Source organism: Longimonas haloalkaliphila (assembly GCF_055379825.1).
In genome coordinates this window covers 1,541,031-1,557,492 of record NZ_AP043948.1, presented here as the reverse complement: position 1 = coordinate 1,557,492, position 16,462 = coordinate 1,541,031, and the positions used below count along the sequence as shown (strand labels likewise).

General features: G+C 61.9%; 12 protein-coding genes. 7 read left to right on the top strand and 5 right to left on the bottom strand.

Annotated elements, in window-relative coordinates; translation table 11 throughout:
- Positions 1-253: 253 nt before the first annotated feature.
- Positions 254-1,537, bottom strand: coding sequence for an adenosylhomocysteinase (locus ACZ48V_RS06170; RefSeq protein WP_464542612.1), 1,284 nt, complete (start codon positions 1,535-1,537; stop codon positions 254-256).
- 270 nt (positions 1,538-1,807) lie between these two features.
- Here ACZ48V_RS06170 and ACZ48V_RS06165 point away from each other — a divergent pair, with 270 nt between their 5' ends.
- From ACZ48V_RS06165 to ACZ48V_RS06140, 6 genes are all read left to right on the top strand, one after another.
- Entirely contained in the window at positions 1,808-2,509 is a 702-nt protein-coding gene (locus tag ACZ48V_RS06165) for an ABC transporter ATP-binding protein (protein ID WP_464542610.1), read from the top strand.
- 2 nt (positions 2,510-2,511) lie between these two features.
- Positions 2,512-5,049, top strand: a complete 2,538-nt coding sequence (locus ACZ48V_RS06160) for an FtsX-like permease family protein (RefSeq protein ID WP_464542608.1) — start codon at positions 2,512-2,514, stop codon at positions 5,047-5,049.
- Positions 5,050-5,197: 148 nt separating this feature from the next.
- Complete coding sequence (locus ACZ48V_RS06155) at positions 5,198-6,424, top strand: lipocalin-like domain-containing protein (protein WP_464542606.1); 1,227 nt, start codon at positions 5,198-5,200, stop codon at positions 6,422-6,424.
- Between the two features lie 41 nt (positions 6,425-6,465).
- Positions 6,466-6,930 carry a type I restriction enzyme HsdR N-terminal domain-containing protein gene (locus ACZ48V_RS06150; protein ID WP_464542604.1) on the top strand — a complete coding sequence of 155 codons (465 nt, stop codon included), beginning with the start codon at positions 6,466-6,468 and terminating at the stop codon, positions 6,928-6,930.
- A 70-nt stretch (positions 6,931-7,000) separates the two neighbouring features.
- Complete coding sequence (locus ACZ48V_RS06145; RefSeq protein ID WP_464542602.1) at positions 7,001-7,996, top strand: 3'(2'),5'-bisphosphate nucleotidase; 996 nt, start codon at positions 7,001-7,003, stop codon at positions 7,994-7,996.
- A complete protein-coding gene (locus tag ACZ48V_RS06140; RefSeq protein WP_464542600.1) occupies positions 7,956-8,501 on the top strand; it encodes a nucleoside deaminase in 546 nt (181 codons plus the stop codon). The genes ACZ48V_RS06145 and ACZ48V_RS06140 overlap by 41 nt, the downstream gene beginning before the upstream one ends.
- A 142-nt stretch (positions 8,502-8,643) precedes the next feature.
- On the opposite strand, the gene katG is transcribed toward ACZ48V_RS06140, so the two are convergent.
- On the bottom strand, positions 8,644-10,851 hold the full coding sequence (gene katG / locus ACZ48V_RS06135) for a catalase/peroxidase HPI (protein WP_464542598.1): 2,208 nt from the start codon (positions 10,849-10,851) through the stop codon (positions 8,644-8,646).
- Between the two features lie 183 nt (positions 10,852-11,034).
- On the opposite strand from katG, the gene ACZ48V_RS06130 reads away from it, so the two are divergent.
- Positions 11,035-11,943: a LysR substrate-binding domain-containing protein gene (locus tag ACZ48V_RS06130; protein ID WP_464542596.1), complete on the top strand. Its 909-nt coding sequence runs from the start codon at positions 11,035-11,037 to the stop codon at positions 11,941-11,943.
- A 133-nt stretch (positions 11,944-12,076) separates the two neighbouring features.
- On the opposite strand, the gene ACZ48V_RS06125 is transcribed toward ACZ48V_RS06130, so the two are convergent.
- The 3 genes from ACZ48V_RS06125 to pbpC all read right to left on the bottom strand — a co-directional run bounded on the left by ACZ48V_RS06125 (position 12,077) and on the right by pbpC (position 16,169).
- Positions 12,077-12,790, bottom strand: a complete 714-nt coding sequence (locus ACZ48V_RS06125) for a Bax inhibitor-1/YccA family protein (protein ID WP_353563135.1) — start codon at positions 12,788-12,790, stop codon at positions 12,077-12,079.
- Between the two features lie 332 nt (positions 12,791-13,122).
- Positions 13,123-13,629, bottom strand: coding sequence for a cupin domain-containing protein (locus ACZ48V_RS06120; RefSeq protein ID WP_464542594.1), 507 nt, complete (start codon positions 13,627-13,629; stop codon positions 13,123-13,125).
- A 239-nt stretch (positions 13,630-13,868) separates the two neighbouring features.
- Positions 13,869-16,169: a penicillin-binding protein 1C gene (gene pbpC / locus ACZ48V_RS06115; RefSeq protein ID WP_464542592.1), complete on the bottom strand. Its 2,301-nt coding sequence runs from the start codon at positions 16,167-16,169 to the stop codon at positions 13,869-13,871.
- Positions 16,170-16,462: the final 293 nt, after the last annotated feature.

Below are 16,462 nucleotides of genomic sequence, written 5' to 3'. Positions count from 1 at the left end.
GACGTAGCGGGGCGCGGTTCTTCCCACACCGCAGGTCATACGGAAGGATCTCAACGCCGCCCTACACGCCGAGTTGGACCACGCAATGGGGCGGCCCACCTCCCATGGCGGACGACCGGGGCCAAAAAAAGGCACCATACAGCCAAAAAACCACCCAAACAAAAACCGCCACCTCCAGCGTTTGCTGAGGGCGGCGGTTTTATGTTGGGGTACAGAGGCCGGTATTAGCAACCGTTACGGTGTATCGGTCGCATCAGGTGCCGGCCGAGTAGTCGGTGGCGTAGGCAACCTGCTCGTCCGTAAGGCTGTCGATTTCGATGCCCATCGTGTCGAGCTTGATGCGCGCGATCTCCTGATCGAGCTCTTCCGGAAGGTCAATCACGTGCGGGCCCAGCTGCTCGCTGGACTCATGGCTCTGCACGAGCTTCAGGTGCGCCATGAACTGGTTTGCAAAGCTCATGTCCATCACTTCGCTGGGGTGCCCTTCGGCCGCCGCAAGGTTCACGAGGCGCCCGTCGGCGAGCACGAAGACGCGCTTGCCGTTCTCCATGGTATACTCGCGATTGTTCTCACGCACCTCGCGCGTATCGACCGAAAGCTCAGCGAGCTCTTCGAGGTTCAGCTCCACATCGTAGTGTCCGGTGTTCGACACAATCGCGCCATCCTTCATGCTCAAGAAGTGGCGTCCACGAATGACATTTTTCATGCCGGTGGCCGTCACGAAGATGTCGCCGATCTTAGCGGCTTCGTCCATCGTCATCACGCGATGGCCGTCGAGCGTGGCTTTCAGTGCCGCAGTCGGCTTCACTTCCGTCACGATCACGTTGGCGCCCATGCCTTTCGCGCGCATCGCCACACCGCTGCTGCAGTGTCCGTATCCCGCTACGACAAAGTTCTTGCCGGCGAGCATCACACTGGAAGCGCGCAGGATGCCGTCAATTGTGCTCTGACCGGTGCCGTACACGTTGTCGAAGTCCCACTTCGTTTCGGCATCGTTCACCGCAAAGACCGGATAGAGCAGCTTGCCATCGTCGTCCATCGCGCGCAGGCGGTGCACACCAGTTGTGGTTTCTTCGGAGCCGCCGACGATGGTATCCGCCATCTCCGGGTATTCCGAGTGCACGCGGAAGATGAGGTCTGCGCCGTCATCGAGCGTCAGGTGCGGCGCCTTCGGCTGGATGGTCTGGTCGATGCTCCAGTAGAACGCCTCGGTATCCTGGCCGTGCCAGGCGTAGATTTCGGTCATGCCGTTCTCGGCGAGTGCGGCAGCCACTTCGTCGTTGGTCGAGAGCGGGTTGCATCCGCTCCAGGCCACTTCGGCGCCACAGGCCGCCAGCGTTTCGATCAGCACGGCCGTTTCTTTCGTAACGTGCAGGCAGCCCGCAATTTTGTACCCCTCGAACGGCTTGCTCTCTGAAAACTCCTCACGCAGGCGCATGAGCACCGGCATGCGGCTCTCTGCCCATTCGATGCGCTTGCGCCCTTTCGGTGCTAAACTCAGGTCTCGTACTTTGTATGCCCCTTCCTTATGATCCATCAGGTTTTGGTGTCGTTGTGCAGAGTGGTAAACAAATACAAATAACCATACGGTAGATGGATCCAGGTGCTCCCCGCATTCTTGAAATTTAACTCACATCCCATACGAGATCTGCCCGAAACAGCCCGCAGAGTCCCGCCTCCCGTCATCTGTCTTCACGGCGCGTCGACCGTCGTAACGAAGTGCAAATACCCACGCATCCAGAGAACACCGCATTTACTCTGCAGGTGAGACACGGTTAGTGGCAATCATCACATACGTTCTGTCAACATGGCCCTCCTCCATCTTTCTGATGTCCGAAAGTCTTTTGCAGAAGGCGACACTGCGCGCACCGTGCTCAACGGCGTGCACGCTGAGGTGGATGCGGGGGCGTTTCTCGTGCTCATGGGGCGTAGCGGCGCCGGGAAAAGCACGCTTTTGAATCTGGTCAGCGGCATCGACCGGCCCGACTCGGGCGTTATCCGCTATAACGACACCGACCTCACAACGCTGTCGGATGCGGAGCGCACCCGCTTTCGGCGCGAGCACATCGGCTTTGTCTTCCAGTCGCTGAACCTGATCCCGACGCTCACCGTCGCGGAAAACATCGCGCTGCCGCTGGAGCTGAGCGGACAGTCCGACAAGGCGGATGCGCGCGTGTCCCACTTGCTTGAGCGTGTGGGGCTGCCCGACCGGGGCGATAGCTACCCCGACCGGCTTTCGGGCGGAGAGCAGCAGCGCGTTGCCATTGCGCGGGCGCTGGCTCACGAACCGCTCTTGCTGCTGGCCGACGAGCCCACGGGCAGCCTGGATTATGAGACGGGGCGCCAGGTGCTCAGTCTGCTCACCGACATGGTGCGCGAGCACGATACCACACTCCTCGTTGCTACGCACGACCAGAGCCTGGCCGACCAGGCGGATCGCACGATCACGCTCCATAACGGCACGCTCCACGACGGCTCTCTTAGCGCCCTGCTATCGACCCACTCCTGATCATGTCTTCTCTGCTATCTCGATCCAGTGCTCAGTACCTACGCAGCCACCCCTGGCTGATGGCACTCTCGGTGCTGGGCATCGCGCTGGGCGTGGCCATCGTCGTAGCGATCGACCTTGCCAATACAAGCGCCTCCGATGCCTTTCGTCTTTCCACCGACACGGTCACCGGCGAGGCGACCCATCAGGTCGTCGGGGCCGGCGAAGGGCTGAGTGAAGACGTTTACCGCGCCCTCCGCACCGAGCACCGCTTCCGCACGATCGCTCCCGTAATTGAAGGCTACGCCACGCTGGAAGCCGCCGAAACGGCGCGTACGTTTCAATTACTGGGCGTCGATCCGTTTGCCGAAGGACCGTTTCGTCCGTATGCGGGATTCGGACCGGATAGCGACCTGGAGCTGGAGCCGCTTCTGTCACGCTCTACCATCCTCATCGGCGCCGAGACCGCCCGCGAGCTGGACGTAGAGCCCGGACAGTCGCTCACCGTGTCGGTCGAGGGCGTGCAGCACACGGTAGAACTCATGGGCGTGCTTGAGACCGACGACGAGCGCAGCCGCCGGGCCGTCGAAAATCTCATCGTCACCGACATTGCAACCGCACAGCGCCTGTTGGATGCGCGCGGACAGCTCTCTCGCATCGACGCCATCATCGAGGATGAGTCGACCGAGGAGCACTTGCGGACCGCGCTGCCAGAGGGGGTCCATCTGCAGCGCTCGGAGACCCGCACCGACACCATCGCGCAGATGACCCGCGCCTTCGATCTGAACCTGACGGCGCTGAGCCTGCTCGCGCTGGTCGTGGGCGCATTTCTCATCTACAACACGATGCTGTTCTCGGTCGTGCAGCGGCGTCCGCTCATCGGGCGGCTGCGCGCACTGGGCGTCACAAAGCAGGAGATCTTTCGCCTGGTCCTGTCGGAGGCGGCTGTGCTCGGGCTGGCCGGGACCATTCTGGGCGTGCTCGCGGGTATCGTGCTCGCCCAGGGGCTGGTGCAGATCATCACCCGCACAATCACCGACCTTTATTTCGTGGTTACGGTGCAGCAGCTCTCTATTGCGCCGTGGACGCTCGCCAAAGGAGCCGGACTCGGACTTGGCCTTACGCTTGTAGCCGCACTCTTTCCGGCGCGTGAGGCCGCCAATGCACCGGTGAGCATGGTCTTGCAGCGCTCCACCTCCGAATCCGATATTCAGCAGCGGGCTCCAGTGCTGGCTCTCGGCGGCGCGGTGCTCATCGGCGTTGGCGTTGCAATTCTTGCTCTAATTGGGGGAAGCATCGCGTGGAGCTATGTCGGACTCCTCCTGCTCATTCTGGGCGCCACCGCGGCCACTCCACTGGCTGTGATAGGAATGGCCGCAGCTACACGCCCGGTTATGAATGCCGTGGCGGGCGTGCTCGGCCGGATGGCGACCCGGGGCGTGGTGAGCACGCTGAGCCGCACGGGCGTAGCCATCGCCGCACTGACCGTAGCGGTTGCTGCCACCATCGGCGTCGGCATTATGATCGACAGCTTTCGCGGCACCGTCGAAACGTGGCTCCAGCAATCGCTGCAGGCCGACGTGTACGTTCAGGCTCCCAGCCCGAGCTTCCGCAGGTCTACCGCCACTGTCGTTCCGGCCCTCGTTGATGCGATCCGCGACACCGACGGGGTGGACGATGTCTACACCGTGCGCAACGTAGATGTGGCGGCCAACGTGGGTCCCACCGAGCTCATCGCCATTACGCCCGGCCCGCGAACCCCCGACACCTACAGCCTCAAGTCGCAAGACGGTCTCGTGTGGGATGCGTTTGCCAGCGAGGATGTGGTGCTGGTATCAGAGCCATACAGCTATCGCTATGACATAGCAACCGGCGACACCCTCACGCTGCAAACCGACCAGGGGGCGCGCGACTTTCCGGTAATCGCCGTCTACTTCGACTACGCCTCCGACATGGGCAGCGTGCTCATGAGCCGCACGACGTACGACCGGCACTACAACGACAATCGCGTGTCGGGCGTGGCCGTCACCGCCGCGCCCGGTATCGATGTAGATGCTCTGATTGCCGATCTACGCGCCGAGGCCAGCGGCGTGCAGGACGTGCTCATCCAGTCCAACCAGGCGCTGCGTGAGGCCTCCATGGACATCTTTGACCAGACGTTTGCTGTTACGAATGTGCTGCGGCTGCTTGCCATCCTCGTCGCTTTCATCGGCGTGCTTACCGCGCTGATGGCACTTCAGCTGGAGCGCAACCGCGAGTTTGCGGTGATGCGCGCCTCCGGCATGACCCCCGGCCAGGTCGGCGGCCTCGTGACGATGCAAACCGGCCTGATGGGACTCTTTGCCGGACTCTTATCGCTGCCGCTGGGCTATGCGCTGGCCTACGTGCTCATTTACGTGATCAACCTGCGGTCCTTTGGCTGGACGCTTCAGATGGATGTGTCTGCTGGCATCTTGCTGCAGGCGGTGCTCCTGGCCATCGGCGCTGCGCTTCTGGCCGGACTCTATCCGGCACGAAAAATGGCGACCGCTAATCCGGCGCTCGCGCTGAAAGAGGAGTAGCACGCAACGCTTCCCCACGCACTCTGTTAAGCAGGTCGCCCAAAATACGTTTACACCTTGTCATCGCGAAGAAGGAGCTTGTGACCGACGCGGCACTCCTCGCGATGACATCCTCAAAGATTCTTTTGTGAGCCTACTCGTACCTATCATGAACCGCCTCCTGCTCATTCTCATCGCGATTGCCCTGCTTCTTGGAGTTGGGGCCTACTGGCTGTCGGAGCCAGCTGTCGACGAGGCCTCCATCCGAACGACGACGGCTGTGGCGGAGGCCATGGGTAGCACCGACACGACGGGATACGACCGTGCCGACCGCGTGATCGACTTTTCGTTTCCCGACGACCACGGCCCGCATCCGGGCTTCCAGACCGAGTGGTGGTACCTCACGGGTAACCTCGACGGCGACGACGGAGAGCACTACGGCTTCAAGTTCACGATCTTCCGCTCTGCGCTTACCCCGCCCGACGCCGCCAATGCCGAGCACGCCGATCCGGCAGACTGGCGGACCAACCAGTTCTACATGGGGCACTTCGGCATGAGCCATATCGACCGGGCCTGGCACCTGAGCACGGAGCGCTTTGCCCGCGGCGGAGCCGGACTTGCCGGGGCCCAGGCGCAGCCGTTTCGCGTGTGGCTCGACGACTGGCAGATCGCCAGCGCAGAACCCATCTCCCAAACGCCCGATGCAACACCCGACGATTCCACCTTTCCGTTGCACCTGGATGTGAGCGACGAGCAGATGGCCATCGACCTGACCGTCACGCCGCGTAAGCCCCCGGTCTTTCAGGGTGACCGGGGCCTCAGCCAGAAAGGGCCTGGCTCGGGCAACGCTTCCTACTATTACTCGTACACCCGCCTCGACACCGAAGGCCAGATCATGATCGAAGGCGATACGGTTGCCGTATCCGGCCAGAGCTGGATGGACCGCGAATGGAGCACCAGCGCGCTCGCCGAGGATCAGGAGGGGTGGGACTGGTTCTCGCTGCAGTTCGATGACGGACGCGAGCTCATGTACTATCAACTCCGCAACGACGACGGCACGCCCAGCACCTATAGCAAAGGCATTCTGGTCGAAGAAGATGGGTCGTCTACGCTCATTGAGCGCGAAGACGTGGAGCTCGAAGTCACCGACACGTGGACCAGCACCATCGACAACGAAAGCGAGTATCCGGTGGCCTGGCGCATGCGCCTGCCGGAGTACGACCTGGACTTCACCGTTGACTCGTACTTCCCGGGGCAGGAGATGGATGTGTCGGTGCGCTACTGGGAGGGCGCCGTGCGTATTGACGGCACGTCGGGCGAGATTCCGCTCTCCGGTCGTGGCTACGTGGAGCTGACCGGCTATGCTGATGGAGCATCCGCCGGACCGGTCTCGTAGAAAGGCTCCGTCTGCATCCGCCAATAACCGACTGCCCCCCTGTGGAGCCACTTGCCCTGCCCGCCATCAACGCACCCGTTACCGAGCGCGGTGGCAATCCGCACATTCACGACCCCGTACGCCGCAAGTACGTCCGGCTCACGCCCGAGGAATGGGTGCGCCAGCACTGGATCCACTTCCTGAACACCACCCGTGGCGTCCCGCTCGGGCTGATGTCCGTGGAGCAAGGCTTTACCTGGCAGGGGCGTCCGCAGCGGGCCGACCTCGTCGCCCACACGCGCGGCGGCGACGCGCTCCTCTTGCTTGAATGCAAAGCCCCGTCGGTGCCGCTCACACAGGACGTATTTGACCAGACCAGCCGCTACAACCAGGTCTTGGGCGCCCCCTTCTGGATCGCCTCAAATGGCCACATGCACTACGTCTGCCGCGTCGACCTGGAAGCGGGCCAGACCACGTTCTTAGACGAGCTGCCCCCGTACGACGAATTGTGCGCAAAAGCGGCATAGCAGTACCTTTTCCGCTTCGTAGTGCCTACGTTGGGAACGCTTGTGCCACTCACTAATCCCGTTCCCGCCTATGTTTTCGGATGCGACCGCCTCTACCCGTGCCACCGCCCTGCGCGCCGTTCGTGCTGCTGCACAGCTCTGCCAGACCGTGCAGGCCGACATCGACAACACCGTCGCCACAAAAGACGATCGCAGTCCCGTTACCGTGGCCGACTTTGGGAGTCAGGCGCTGATCTGCCATGCCCTGCAACAGGCATTTCCGGAGGTACCGGTCATTGCCGAGGAAGACAGCACCATGCTGCAGACCACGGAGCAGGCGCATATCCTAAAGCAGGTTGTCGACCGCGTGCAAGCGCACGACCCCACAGCCAACGCCGAAGCCGTCTGCCGCTGGATCGACCACGGCAATGCTACGCAGTACCACGACCGCTTCTGGACGCTCGACCCAATCGACGGCACGAAGGGATTCGTACGCGGCGATCAGTACGCGATTGCGCTTGCGCTTGTGGAAGACGGACTGCCTACCGTAGCGGCTCTTGCCTGCCCGAACCTCCCCGACAATCTCGACGCCCCTGCCTCGCACGGGCAGGTGTTCATCGCCGTTCGCAACGAGGGCGCCATGCAGTTTCCGCTTGACGATCCCGAGGCGGACGGCACACCGGTCCGCACCCGCACCACCGCTCAGGCCGGCGAAGCCCGCTTTACCGACTCCTTTGTCTCGGCGCACAGCGCGCACGACAAAGCCAAAGAGGTCGGCGATATGCTCGGCATCAGCGCGCCCCCCATTCGCATGGATAGCCAGGCGAAGTATGCCCTCGTAGCACGCGGCGAGGCCGACATCTACTTCCGCCTGCCCCGCCCCGGCTCCGACTACACCGAAAAGATCTGGGATCACGCCGCCGGACGCCTCGTGGTGGAGGCGGCAGGCGGGCGCGTCTCCGACATGCACGGCGAGCCGCTCGACTTCACACATGCACCGCTGCTTTCCGAGAACACCGGCGTAGTCGCCACCAGCGGTGCCATCCATGACGATGTCATCCAAGCGCTTGCCGATTACGAGCGATAGCCCACGCATCCCTCTGCAAATTCAGTCCATCAACGCTATGAATCCTGACCTGATGCGCCGGGCCATTGCCCTGGCCGTGGAAAACGTGAAAGCTGGACGCGGGGGCCCGTTTGCGGCGCTTGTTGCCCGCAACGACGAGATTGTTGCCGAGGGCACGAACCTCGTCACGTCATCGGGCGACCCCACGGCACATGCGGAGGTCACCGCTATACGAAACGCCTGCCAGGAACTGGGCAGCTTTGAGCTGACAGGCTGCACGCTCTACACCTCGTGCGAGCCGTGCCCGATGTGCTTCGGTGCCGTCTATTGGGCACGCCTCGACCGCGTGTACTACGCAGCCACGCATGCCGAAGCCGCCCGCGTCGGATTCGACGACTCGCACATCTATGAAGAGATCGACCGCAAACCCGCAGAACGTACGATTCCCATGCAGCGCGTACTCAAAGACGAAAGCTGGGCCCCCTTCGAAACGTGGACCGAGTACGAGAACCGTATCGATTACTGAGCCCTCGTGCAGATGTCTCGCATCGCAGATCTGCATTTCGCTCTTTCCCCAAACAAAAAAGCCCCGTCTTCTCAGACGGGGCTTTTCGTTTTAGGATCATCTTCCAGGGTCACCCCCCGGAAAGTGGAGCCGTTTCGAGCACTTACTTCAGGTCGAACCGGTCGAGGGTCATGACCTTGGTCCATGCGCTAATGAAGTCGCGGATGAGCTTCTCTTCGCCGTCGTTGGCTCCATATACCTGTGCGATGGTACGAAGGCGTGCGTTCGACCCAAAGACCAGGTCAACACGGGTTGCGTTCCACTGCACCTCGCCGGTCTCCCGATCCTGCACCTCGAAACGCTCCTTCTTTTCCGATGCCGGCTCCCACGTGTAGTCCATCGAGAGCAGGTTCACGAAGTAGTCGTTAGTGAGCGTTTCCGGGCGATCGGTGAAGACCCCGTGGCCGGCTGCTTGTTCATGCACAGCATCGAGCACACGCATCCCTCCGAAGAGTGCTGTCATCTCAGATGCCGTCAGGTCCAGCAGGTCAGCCTTGTCGATCAGGAACTGCTCCGGGGTCCAGTCCTGTCCCGGATCATCGGCGATGTAGTTGCGGAAGCCGTCTGCTTTTGGCTCAAGGTGTTCAAACGCCTCCATATCCGTCTGCTCCTGTGTTGCGTCGGTGCGCCCGGGTTCGAACGGTACGTTGACCTCGTACCCGGCGTCTGCGGCTGCCTTTTCGATGGCAGCGGCTCCGCCCAGCACGATGAGATCAGCCAGCGATACCCGCACATCGTCGGTTCGCGACGCATTGAAATCTTGCTGGATGTCCTCCAGGACGTGCAGCGCACGAGACAGCTCGTAGGGCTCGTTCGCTTCCCACGTTTGGTGCGGTTTCAGGCGGATGCGGGCACCATTCGCCCCACCACGCTTGTCGCTATCACGGTATGTCGATGCCGCAGCCCAGGCGGTCTTGACAAGGCGCGAAACAGACAGATCCGTGTCGAGGATTGTCTTTTTGAGCGTAGCAATCTCTTCGTCTCCGATCAGGTCGTGGTCAACACGAGGCACCGGGTCCTGCCAGATCAGATCTTCCTCGGGCGCTTCCGGACCGATGTAGCGCTCTTTCGGACCCATGTCGCGGTGCAGCAGCTTAAACCAGGCCCGCGCGAATGCATCCTCAAAATAGTCTGGGTCTTCCTGGAAGCGTTCGATAATTGCCCGGTAGCTCGGATCCCGCTTCAGGGCTACGTCTGTCGTGAGCATCATCGGGTCGACCTTCTTTGCTGCATCGTGTGCATCCGGTACAGTTCCCTTGAGCTCCTCGCTTTTCGGACGCCACTGCCACGCTCCGCCGGGGCCTTTGTGCGGCTCCCATTCGTAGTCAAGCAGACTGTCGAGATAGCCGGTGTCCCACTGCGTCGGTGCTTCGGTCCAGGGTCCTTCAATGCCGCTGGTAATGGTATGAGCCCCCTTCCCTGAGCCGTACTCGTTTTTCCACCCGAGTCCCTGCTGCTCAATTGGGGCGGCCTCTGGTTCGGGGCCGAGGTGCTCATCGGTGTCGGCACCGTGAACTTTTCCGAAGGTGTGCCCTCCGGCAATGAGCGCGGCCGTTTCAACATCGTTCATCGCCATTCGGCCAAAAGACAGGCGAATGCGTTGCGCCGACCACTCCGGATCGGGGGTGCCTTCGGGTCCCTCAGGATTCACGTAGATGAGCCCCATCACCGTGGCACCGAGCGGGTCGTCAAGCTCGTCTTCTTCATTGAACCGATCCCACGACTCCATTTCGTTCTCCGGACCCCAGTAGACCGAATCGTCGGGGTGGAAGTCGTCCTCACGGCCAGCGGCGAATCCAAAGGTCTTGAAACCCATTGATTCGAGGGCGACGTTCCCGGCCAACACCAGCAGGTCGGCCCATGAGATCTTGCGGCCGTACTTCTGCTTGACAGGCCACAGAAGGCGCCGGGCTTTGTCAAGATTGGCGTTGTCGGGCCAACTGTTGAGGGGAGCCTGAAGCTGCTGTCCGCCCGACGAGCCACCTCGCCCGTCGGTGGTGCGGTACGTTCCGGCTGCGTGCCACGCCATCCGAATAAAGAGGGGACCGTAGTTTCCGTAGTCGGCGGGCCACCAGTCTTTCGAGGTCGTCATCACCTCTTCAATGTCCGCTTTGAGTGCGTCGTAATCAATCTGCTGGAATGCTTCGCCGTAATCGAACGACGCGCTCCACGGACCAGGGTTCTGCCCATTGCGATCAAGGATCTCGATATCCAGGCTGCTGGGCCACCACTGGCGGTTGGCGGAAACCGTGCTCTGCCGCGGGTTCTCAGAACCTTGATGGGGCGATGAGCCGTTCGTCCCATTGTGCATCACAGGACATCCATTAGATTCGTTTGTATGGTCTTTTGAATGGTCTTCTGACATATACCGGACGTAGGGCTTTACTGAATAAGTAACGTTTCAGTATAAACGTAGGTACCAGCACCTGATCAGTCAAATTAATCTTTGTTGCACTTTACATAGCTCAAAACTATCGAAAGGAGGGCCGCTCTTATGACATTTGCGCAGTTGACGTATCTTGTTGCCTTAGACGACCATCGTCACTTTGGGCAGGCTGCCGCGGCCTGTCATGTCTCGCAGCCTACGTTGAGCGTTCAGCTCCGCAAGCTGGAAGACGAGCTGGGCGTTGAACTTATCGATCGGAGTCACCAGCCGGTTGTGCCTACGGGAGCCGGCGAACTCCTCATCAAGCAGGCCCGAACCGTTCTCTCAGAGTGCGACCGCCTGCAAATGCTCGCGGCGGAAGTACAGAGCCGAGTTGCGGGAACCCTCCGGCTCGGCATGCTGCCAACGCTTTCCCCCTACCTGATTCCGCTTGTCTTGCCGCACCTCGAAACGGCCTACCCTGAGATTACCCTTGTCCTGCGCGAATGGACCACCGCCGAGGTGCTGGATGCTCTACGGCGCGACGTTCTTGATGCAGGCCTTATTGCCACAGACGAAGCCGGCCCCGATTTCGAAGTCGCTCCGCTCTTCACCGAACCGTTCGTAGGCTACCTGTCACCCGATCACCGTCTCGCAGACTGTGGTCCGCTAAACGTGTCGGCCCTTGCCATCGACGACCTCTGGCTTCTTAGCGAAGGTCACTGCTTCCGCGACCAGGTGCTCCAGATCTGCAGCCACCGCGCCAACGGTACTCCGTCGCAAGCGCACCTCGAGAGTGGTTCGTTAGAAACGCTTCTTCACCTTGTCCAACGCAGTGGAGGCATGACGCTTCTGCCGGCCCTTGCTACCTGCCACATGACCGAGGCAGAGCAAAGCACCTACGTACAACCGTTTGCTTCCCCTGCTCCCAAACGCACCATCCGAATCGTAACGCGACGGCGCCACAAGCAGCCGCTTGTGCGTGCGTTCAGAGAAACGGTGCGTGCGACCCTTTCAGATGTGGTGTCTTTTGCCTGACCACGCCTACCTGGGCATCCCTACGGGTAGGCTCCAAACACGTGCAGGCCCGCTGCCAATTGGCAACAGGCCTGCTGCACAATAGAAACACATAGCCGCTACAGAGCGGACCGGCATCGTAGCTGTGGTGTGCTTAGTCGCCCGACATAAAGAGCGAAAGCACATACCAGAAGAGCAGTCCGAGCGAAGCGAAGAGCTCCAGCGAAGCAGACACGTAGCGGTCTTTCGGGTAGTGGTGCAGCACGTTAGAGGTGTCGTAGAGGATAGCAGCGCCGGCGAACACGACCATGCCGACGGCGAAGAACGTACCGAGCTGGAACCCGAAGAGCGATCCTCCTACGATAAGCACCAGGGCGCCTACCCCGCCCCAGATGAGGAGGCTACGCAAAAACGAGAAGTCTTTGCGCGTGTAAAATGCAATGAACGTGAGCCCGGCAAAGCCAATCAGCGTGACGGAGGCAGCGCTTTCGATGGTGCCGGGGGCTACGGACTGCGCCATGAACAGCAGCGGCACCAGAATGAGCGCCTGCGCCACCACAAATCCGGCAAGCGCCAGGTACTGCGTGCCCAGGTCTTGCGCCTGATGGGCCGCCCGGCTGGCCAGCCAGCTAATCAGAATAAACCCGCCCATAGGAATGAGCCAACTCACGCTGAGCATGGCGCGTGCTATAGGCTCGGCCAGGCCCAACGAGAAGAGTCCGTACAGAATGGCGATGAGCCCCACGACGGCACTGGCCAGGTGCAGGTAGGTACGCATGATGAAGGTGGCCCGCGTCTCGGTGTCGGCCGCTGCTACTGCCGAAGAGGCCGCCCAATCTGGGTATTCAGTGCGATGGGAAGTGGACATACCAGGGAATGTATCGTTGGCGAAAACTACAGAGTAAACAGTCTATCACACCCATATCAGAGTAGGAGGATCCGTGCTCCACTGGGGTTTGGCAGGGCGGTTTCAGTTAAGTAGACCCACCAAAGAATCGTTGAGGATGTCATTGCGAGGAGCGCCAGCGAGGAAGGGCCTTTAGGGTGCAGTCTTGTACCCTGTAAGCAGGATAAGCCGCGTCCAATCGACACATGAGGTTGCATCCCAGGAGTACTCGTTCGCTAGCGCTCACAGCGCTACGTCGGTCGCGAGCTCCCTCCTCGCGATGACACCGTGTAGACGTATTTTTGCTGACTTACTTAGCGCGTAAGGCGCTCTATGAGTGCTCGGTGCTGCGGATAGTGCTGCAGCAGTATGTTGCGCGGAGGCGCCTCGAAGTCAGTAAATTCAAATCCAGGTGCTACCGTGCAGCCTGCAAGCAGGTAGCCACCGGGCGTGTCGACGGTAGCAGCAAACAGATGGCCACGCGGCACAACGACCTGCAGTGCCTGCCCCGCCGCAATGTCGCGTCCAAGCGTAGGCGTATGAAGCGAACCGTCGGCAGGATTGATAATGTACAGGGTGCCAGACGATCCCGCATAAAAGTGCCAGATCTCTTCCTGATGGATGCGGTGGAACGCCGAAAAGTCGGGATGCTGCAGCAGGTAGTAGATGGAGGTGCCGAACGCACGGGCCCCCTCAAACCGCGAAGGTAGTGCCGATGCGGGAATGAACTCGTCGGATCGGTAGACTTCACGGTACATACCGCCTTCTTCCGGCAGCGGCTCAAGGGTCAGATGATCAATCCAGTCGGTGGCAGTGCGCATGGGCATTTCGGTTTCTGTGAATGGAGTTGAGAACGCTGGTATCGGTTGGCTATTCTACGGCTCCCCGATCTAACGCGGAAGCGTCCTTCCACCAGACCCGAGTAGGCACGGCTGGGTGTAGCGAATTGCTGGTGAGCGGACGCCTGCGTGGCGCCTGTGAGCCGGTCTGTTCACGACGTTGCAGGTCGCCCGGAGGCCCGAGATTAACGTTGCTCGAAGCGAACGGTCCTGTGCCTCCCCTATAACCCAGAAACCTGCGCGGCAGCGGCGTACACGACGATGGATACCGGGGCGCTACGCTGGCGCGCGCCCTGTGCATCGCGGCCGTGCAGAGCGATGGTATGACGGCCGGGCGTGAGCGTCCAGGTCGCGCTGACGGGCGCGCCGTTTACGGTCCACGTCTTGTCGGTCCACCCTGCGGGCAGGTGGCCCCGCAGATGCAGCCGCTGATAAGCCGGGCGCAGCACCGGGTCGAGCACGAAGCGGGTGCCGGGTGTGGGGTAGGTGACCTGCGGACGCGCATCGGGGTGGGTGGCTGTCTGGAACGCGTCTTCGGGAGGAAGAGGCAGGCCGTTGGCGCGCATCCAGTCGTGGTACGCAGGCGGGTGCACGGCGTAGGTACGCTCCTGCACGCGGAAAGCAGGCGTAGCCGCAGAGGCCCGCGTTCCGGTGTAGCGATCGATCGCGATGCGGCGATGCACCGTGCACGTGTCGGTCGGCGGCGTGCCCGGCTGAAAGCGCTCGGGGCGCGTTATCGGGCAGTACGCGCCGGGCTGCTGCCCACTCGCCGGACAGATGGCTACTTCTTCGAGCGCTGCAGCCTCTGGAAACGAGCCGCCCGAGCCCAGCATGCGCATCACATCATGAAAGAGAGGCCCGGCCCCGCTGATGCCGCTCACCTGCTCCATCGGCGATCCGTCGAAGTTGCCAACCCACACGGCTACGGTGTGCGTGGGCGTGTAGCCGACCGTCCAGTTGTCGCGGTAGTCCTTCGAGGTGCCCGTCTTCACCGCCACGGGAAACGGGAGCTGAAGCGGGGTAGATGCGCCGAAAGCCGGGATGCGCGCCTCGGCATCGGCCAGCATGTCGGTGAGCTGTGCGGCAGTGGATGGCGTAATCGGGGTGGATGCAGGAGCGGGCGGCTCAACATGCAGGGTATCGCCTGCACCGGTTCGGATCCACGTATACGCGGTCGCTTCCGGACGCGTGCCGTCCCGGGCGAGCGCGGCGTAGGCCTCGGCCAGTTCGCGCAGTTGCACCTCGCCGTTGCCAAGGGCAAGCCCGACGCCGTAGTGGCCCGGCGTGCGGTGGAGCGAGGCAAAGCCCATGTCGCGTAGCGTGCCAAGCAGGGCCGCTGTGCCCATTTCGCGTGCCAGGTAGACCGCCGGCACATTGTAGCTTGCCGCCAGCGCCTCGCGTGCCGAAACGGGTCCACGAAACCGGTTGTCGTAATTGGTTGGCGTAAACGCACCGCCAGCCTCGGGCACATGCAGAGGAATGTCGGGCAGGATGGATGCAGGCGTATGGCGCCCTGTTTGGAAGGCGGCTCCGTACAGGAACGGCTTCAGCGTGCTGCCGGGCTGCCGCTGCATGCGCACGCCGTCGTTCTGCCCGGCGCGATTCGCGTCCCAGAAGTCTCCACTTCCTACGTAGGCACGAATGGCGCCGGTAGCGTTGTTGAGCACCAGCACAGCAGCGTTGGTCACGTTCTGGTGGCGCAGCGCATGAAGGCGCGTCTGCACGCGGGCTTCGATGCGTGCCTGCAGGTTCGCGTCGAGGGTGGTGCGCCATTCGCGGGCGGTATGGTCGGCGTCGGATGCGGCGAGCAGGGCTGTAGTGAAGTGGGGGGCGCGCATAGTCTGCGTGGGTGGACGCAGACGCAGCGGGATGTTCGCCCATGCGGTGCTGTCGGCCGTTGAGAGGGTGCCGCTCTCGACCAGCGCTCTTAACACGCGCTGCTGACGGGCGCGGGCTCGGTCTGGATAACGGTATGGGTTGTAGCGGCTCGGACTCTGAGGGAGCCCGACGAGAAACGTGCTCTGCTGGGGCGTCAGGTCGCGTGCGGAGGTCCCGAAGTAGAGCTGCGCGGCGGCCTCGATGCCATGGGCGCGGTTGCCAAAAGACACCCGGTTGAGCCATGCCTCCAAGATCTGTGTCTTCGACCAGCGCAGCTCCAGTCGCAGCGCCAGGTGGGCCTCCGCCAGCTTGTCGATCCAGATGGATTCGGAGCGGGGGCGCATGGCACGCGCCACCTGCATCGTGAGCGTGGACGCGCCACGCACCACACGCCGCGCCCGCAGGTTGGCCCGCGCTGCATCGAGCACGCTCAGCGGGTCGATGCCCGGATGCCGATAGAAGCGCTGGTCTTCGGTCGCGATGAGCGCATGCACCGCCGTGGGCGCAATGTCGTGCAGCGCCACCGGCTGCTGGCGTCCGTTCGGGTAGACCGTGCGTAGCGTGGTGCCGTGCCGGTCTGTAATGCGCAGCGTGTGGGGGGCGTCGGCTGGGTCAGACGGCAGGGGCCATGCCAGTGAACCCATGCCCAGCACAAGCAGCAGCGCCACGCATCTCGCTTTCCACCCTACATGAGCACCAATGCGCACGGCTGTATGCTTCTTTTGAAAACAATGAGAGATGTGCTACAACGTAGGCACCAGGAGAAACGCACGCAAGACGTAGATTCACGCTACGGGCGATTTTTCACGGCTGGCCGCTCGTTGCGTTTGCTTATTTGCGGCGGTCGTTTGGAGCGCAACACAGTGCAGCCTCCTTCGCTTGAACTCGGTCTTGAGTTGCTCATATGCCCGTGTTTGAACGACCGGTTGCTTGTTCC

Coding starts and splice junctions, on each gene's coding strand:
- pbpC (WP_464542592.1), bottom strand. CDS start 16,169: ATGGGTTCACTGGCATGGCCCCTGCCGTCTGACCCAGCCGACGCCCCC.
- ACZ48V_RS06125 (WP_353563135.1), bottom strand. CDS start 12,790: ATGTCCACTTCCCATCGCACTGAATACCCAGATTGGGCGGCCTCTTCG.
- ACZ48V_RS06140 (WP_464542600.1), top strand. CDS start 7,956: ATGACGATGTCATCCAAGCGCTTGCCGATTACGAGCGATAGCCCACGC.
- ACZ48V_RS06160 (WP_464542608.1), top strand. CDS start 2,512: ATGTCTTCTCTGCTATCTCGATCCAGTGCTCAGTACCTACGCAGCCAC.
- ACZ48V_RS06120 (WP_464542594.1), bottom strand. CDS start 13,629: ATGCGCACTGCCACCGACTGGATTGATCATCTGACCCTTGAGCCGCTG.
- ACZ48V_RS06130 (WP_464542596.1), top strand. CDS start 11,035: ATGACATTTGCGCAGTTGACGTATCTTGTTGCCTTAGACGACCATCGT.
- ACZ48V_RS06155 (WP_464542606.1), top strand. CDS start 5,198: ATGAACCGCCTCCTGCTCATTCTCATCGCGATTGCCCTGCTTCTTGGA.
- katG (WP_464542598.1), bottom strand. CDS start 10,851: ATGCACAATGGGACGAACGGCTCATCGCCCCATCAAGGTTCTGAGAAC.
- ACZ48V_RS06170 (WP_464542612.1), bottom strand. CDS start 1,537: ATGGATCATAAGGAAGGGGCATACAAAGTACGAGACCTGAGTTTAGCA.
- ACZ48V_RS06145 (WP_464542602.1), top strand. CDS start 7,001: ATGTTTTCGGATGCGACCGCCTCTACCCGTGCCACCGCCCTGCGCGCC.
- ACZ48V_RS06165 (WP_464542610.1), top strand. CDS start 1,808: ATGGCCCTCCTCCATCTTTCTGATGTCCGAAAGTCTTTTGCAGAAGGC.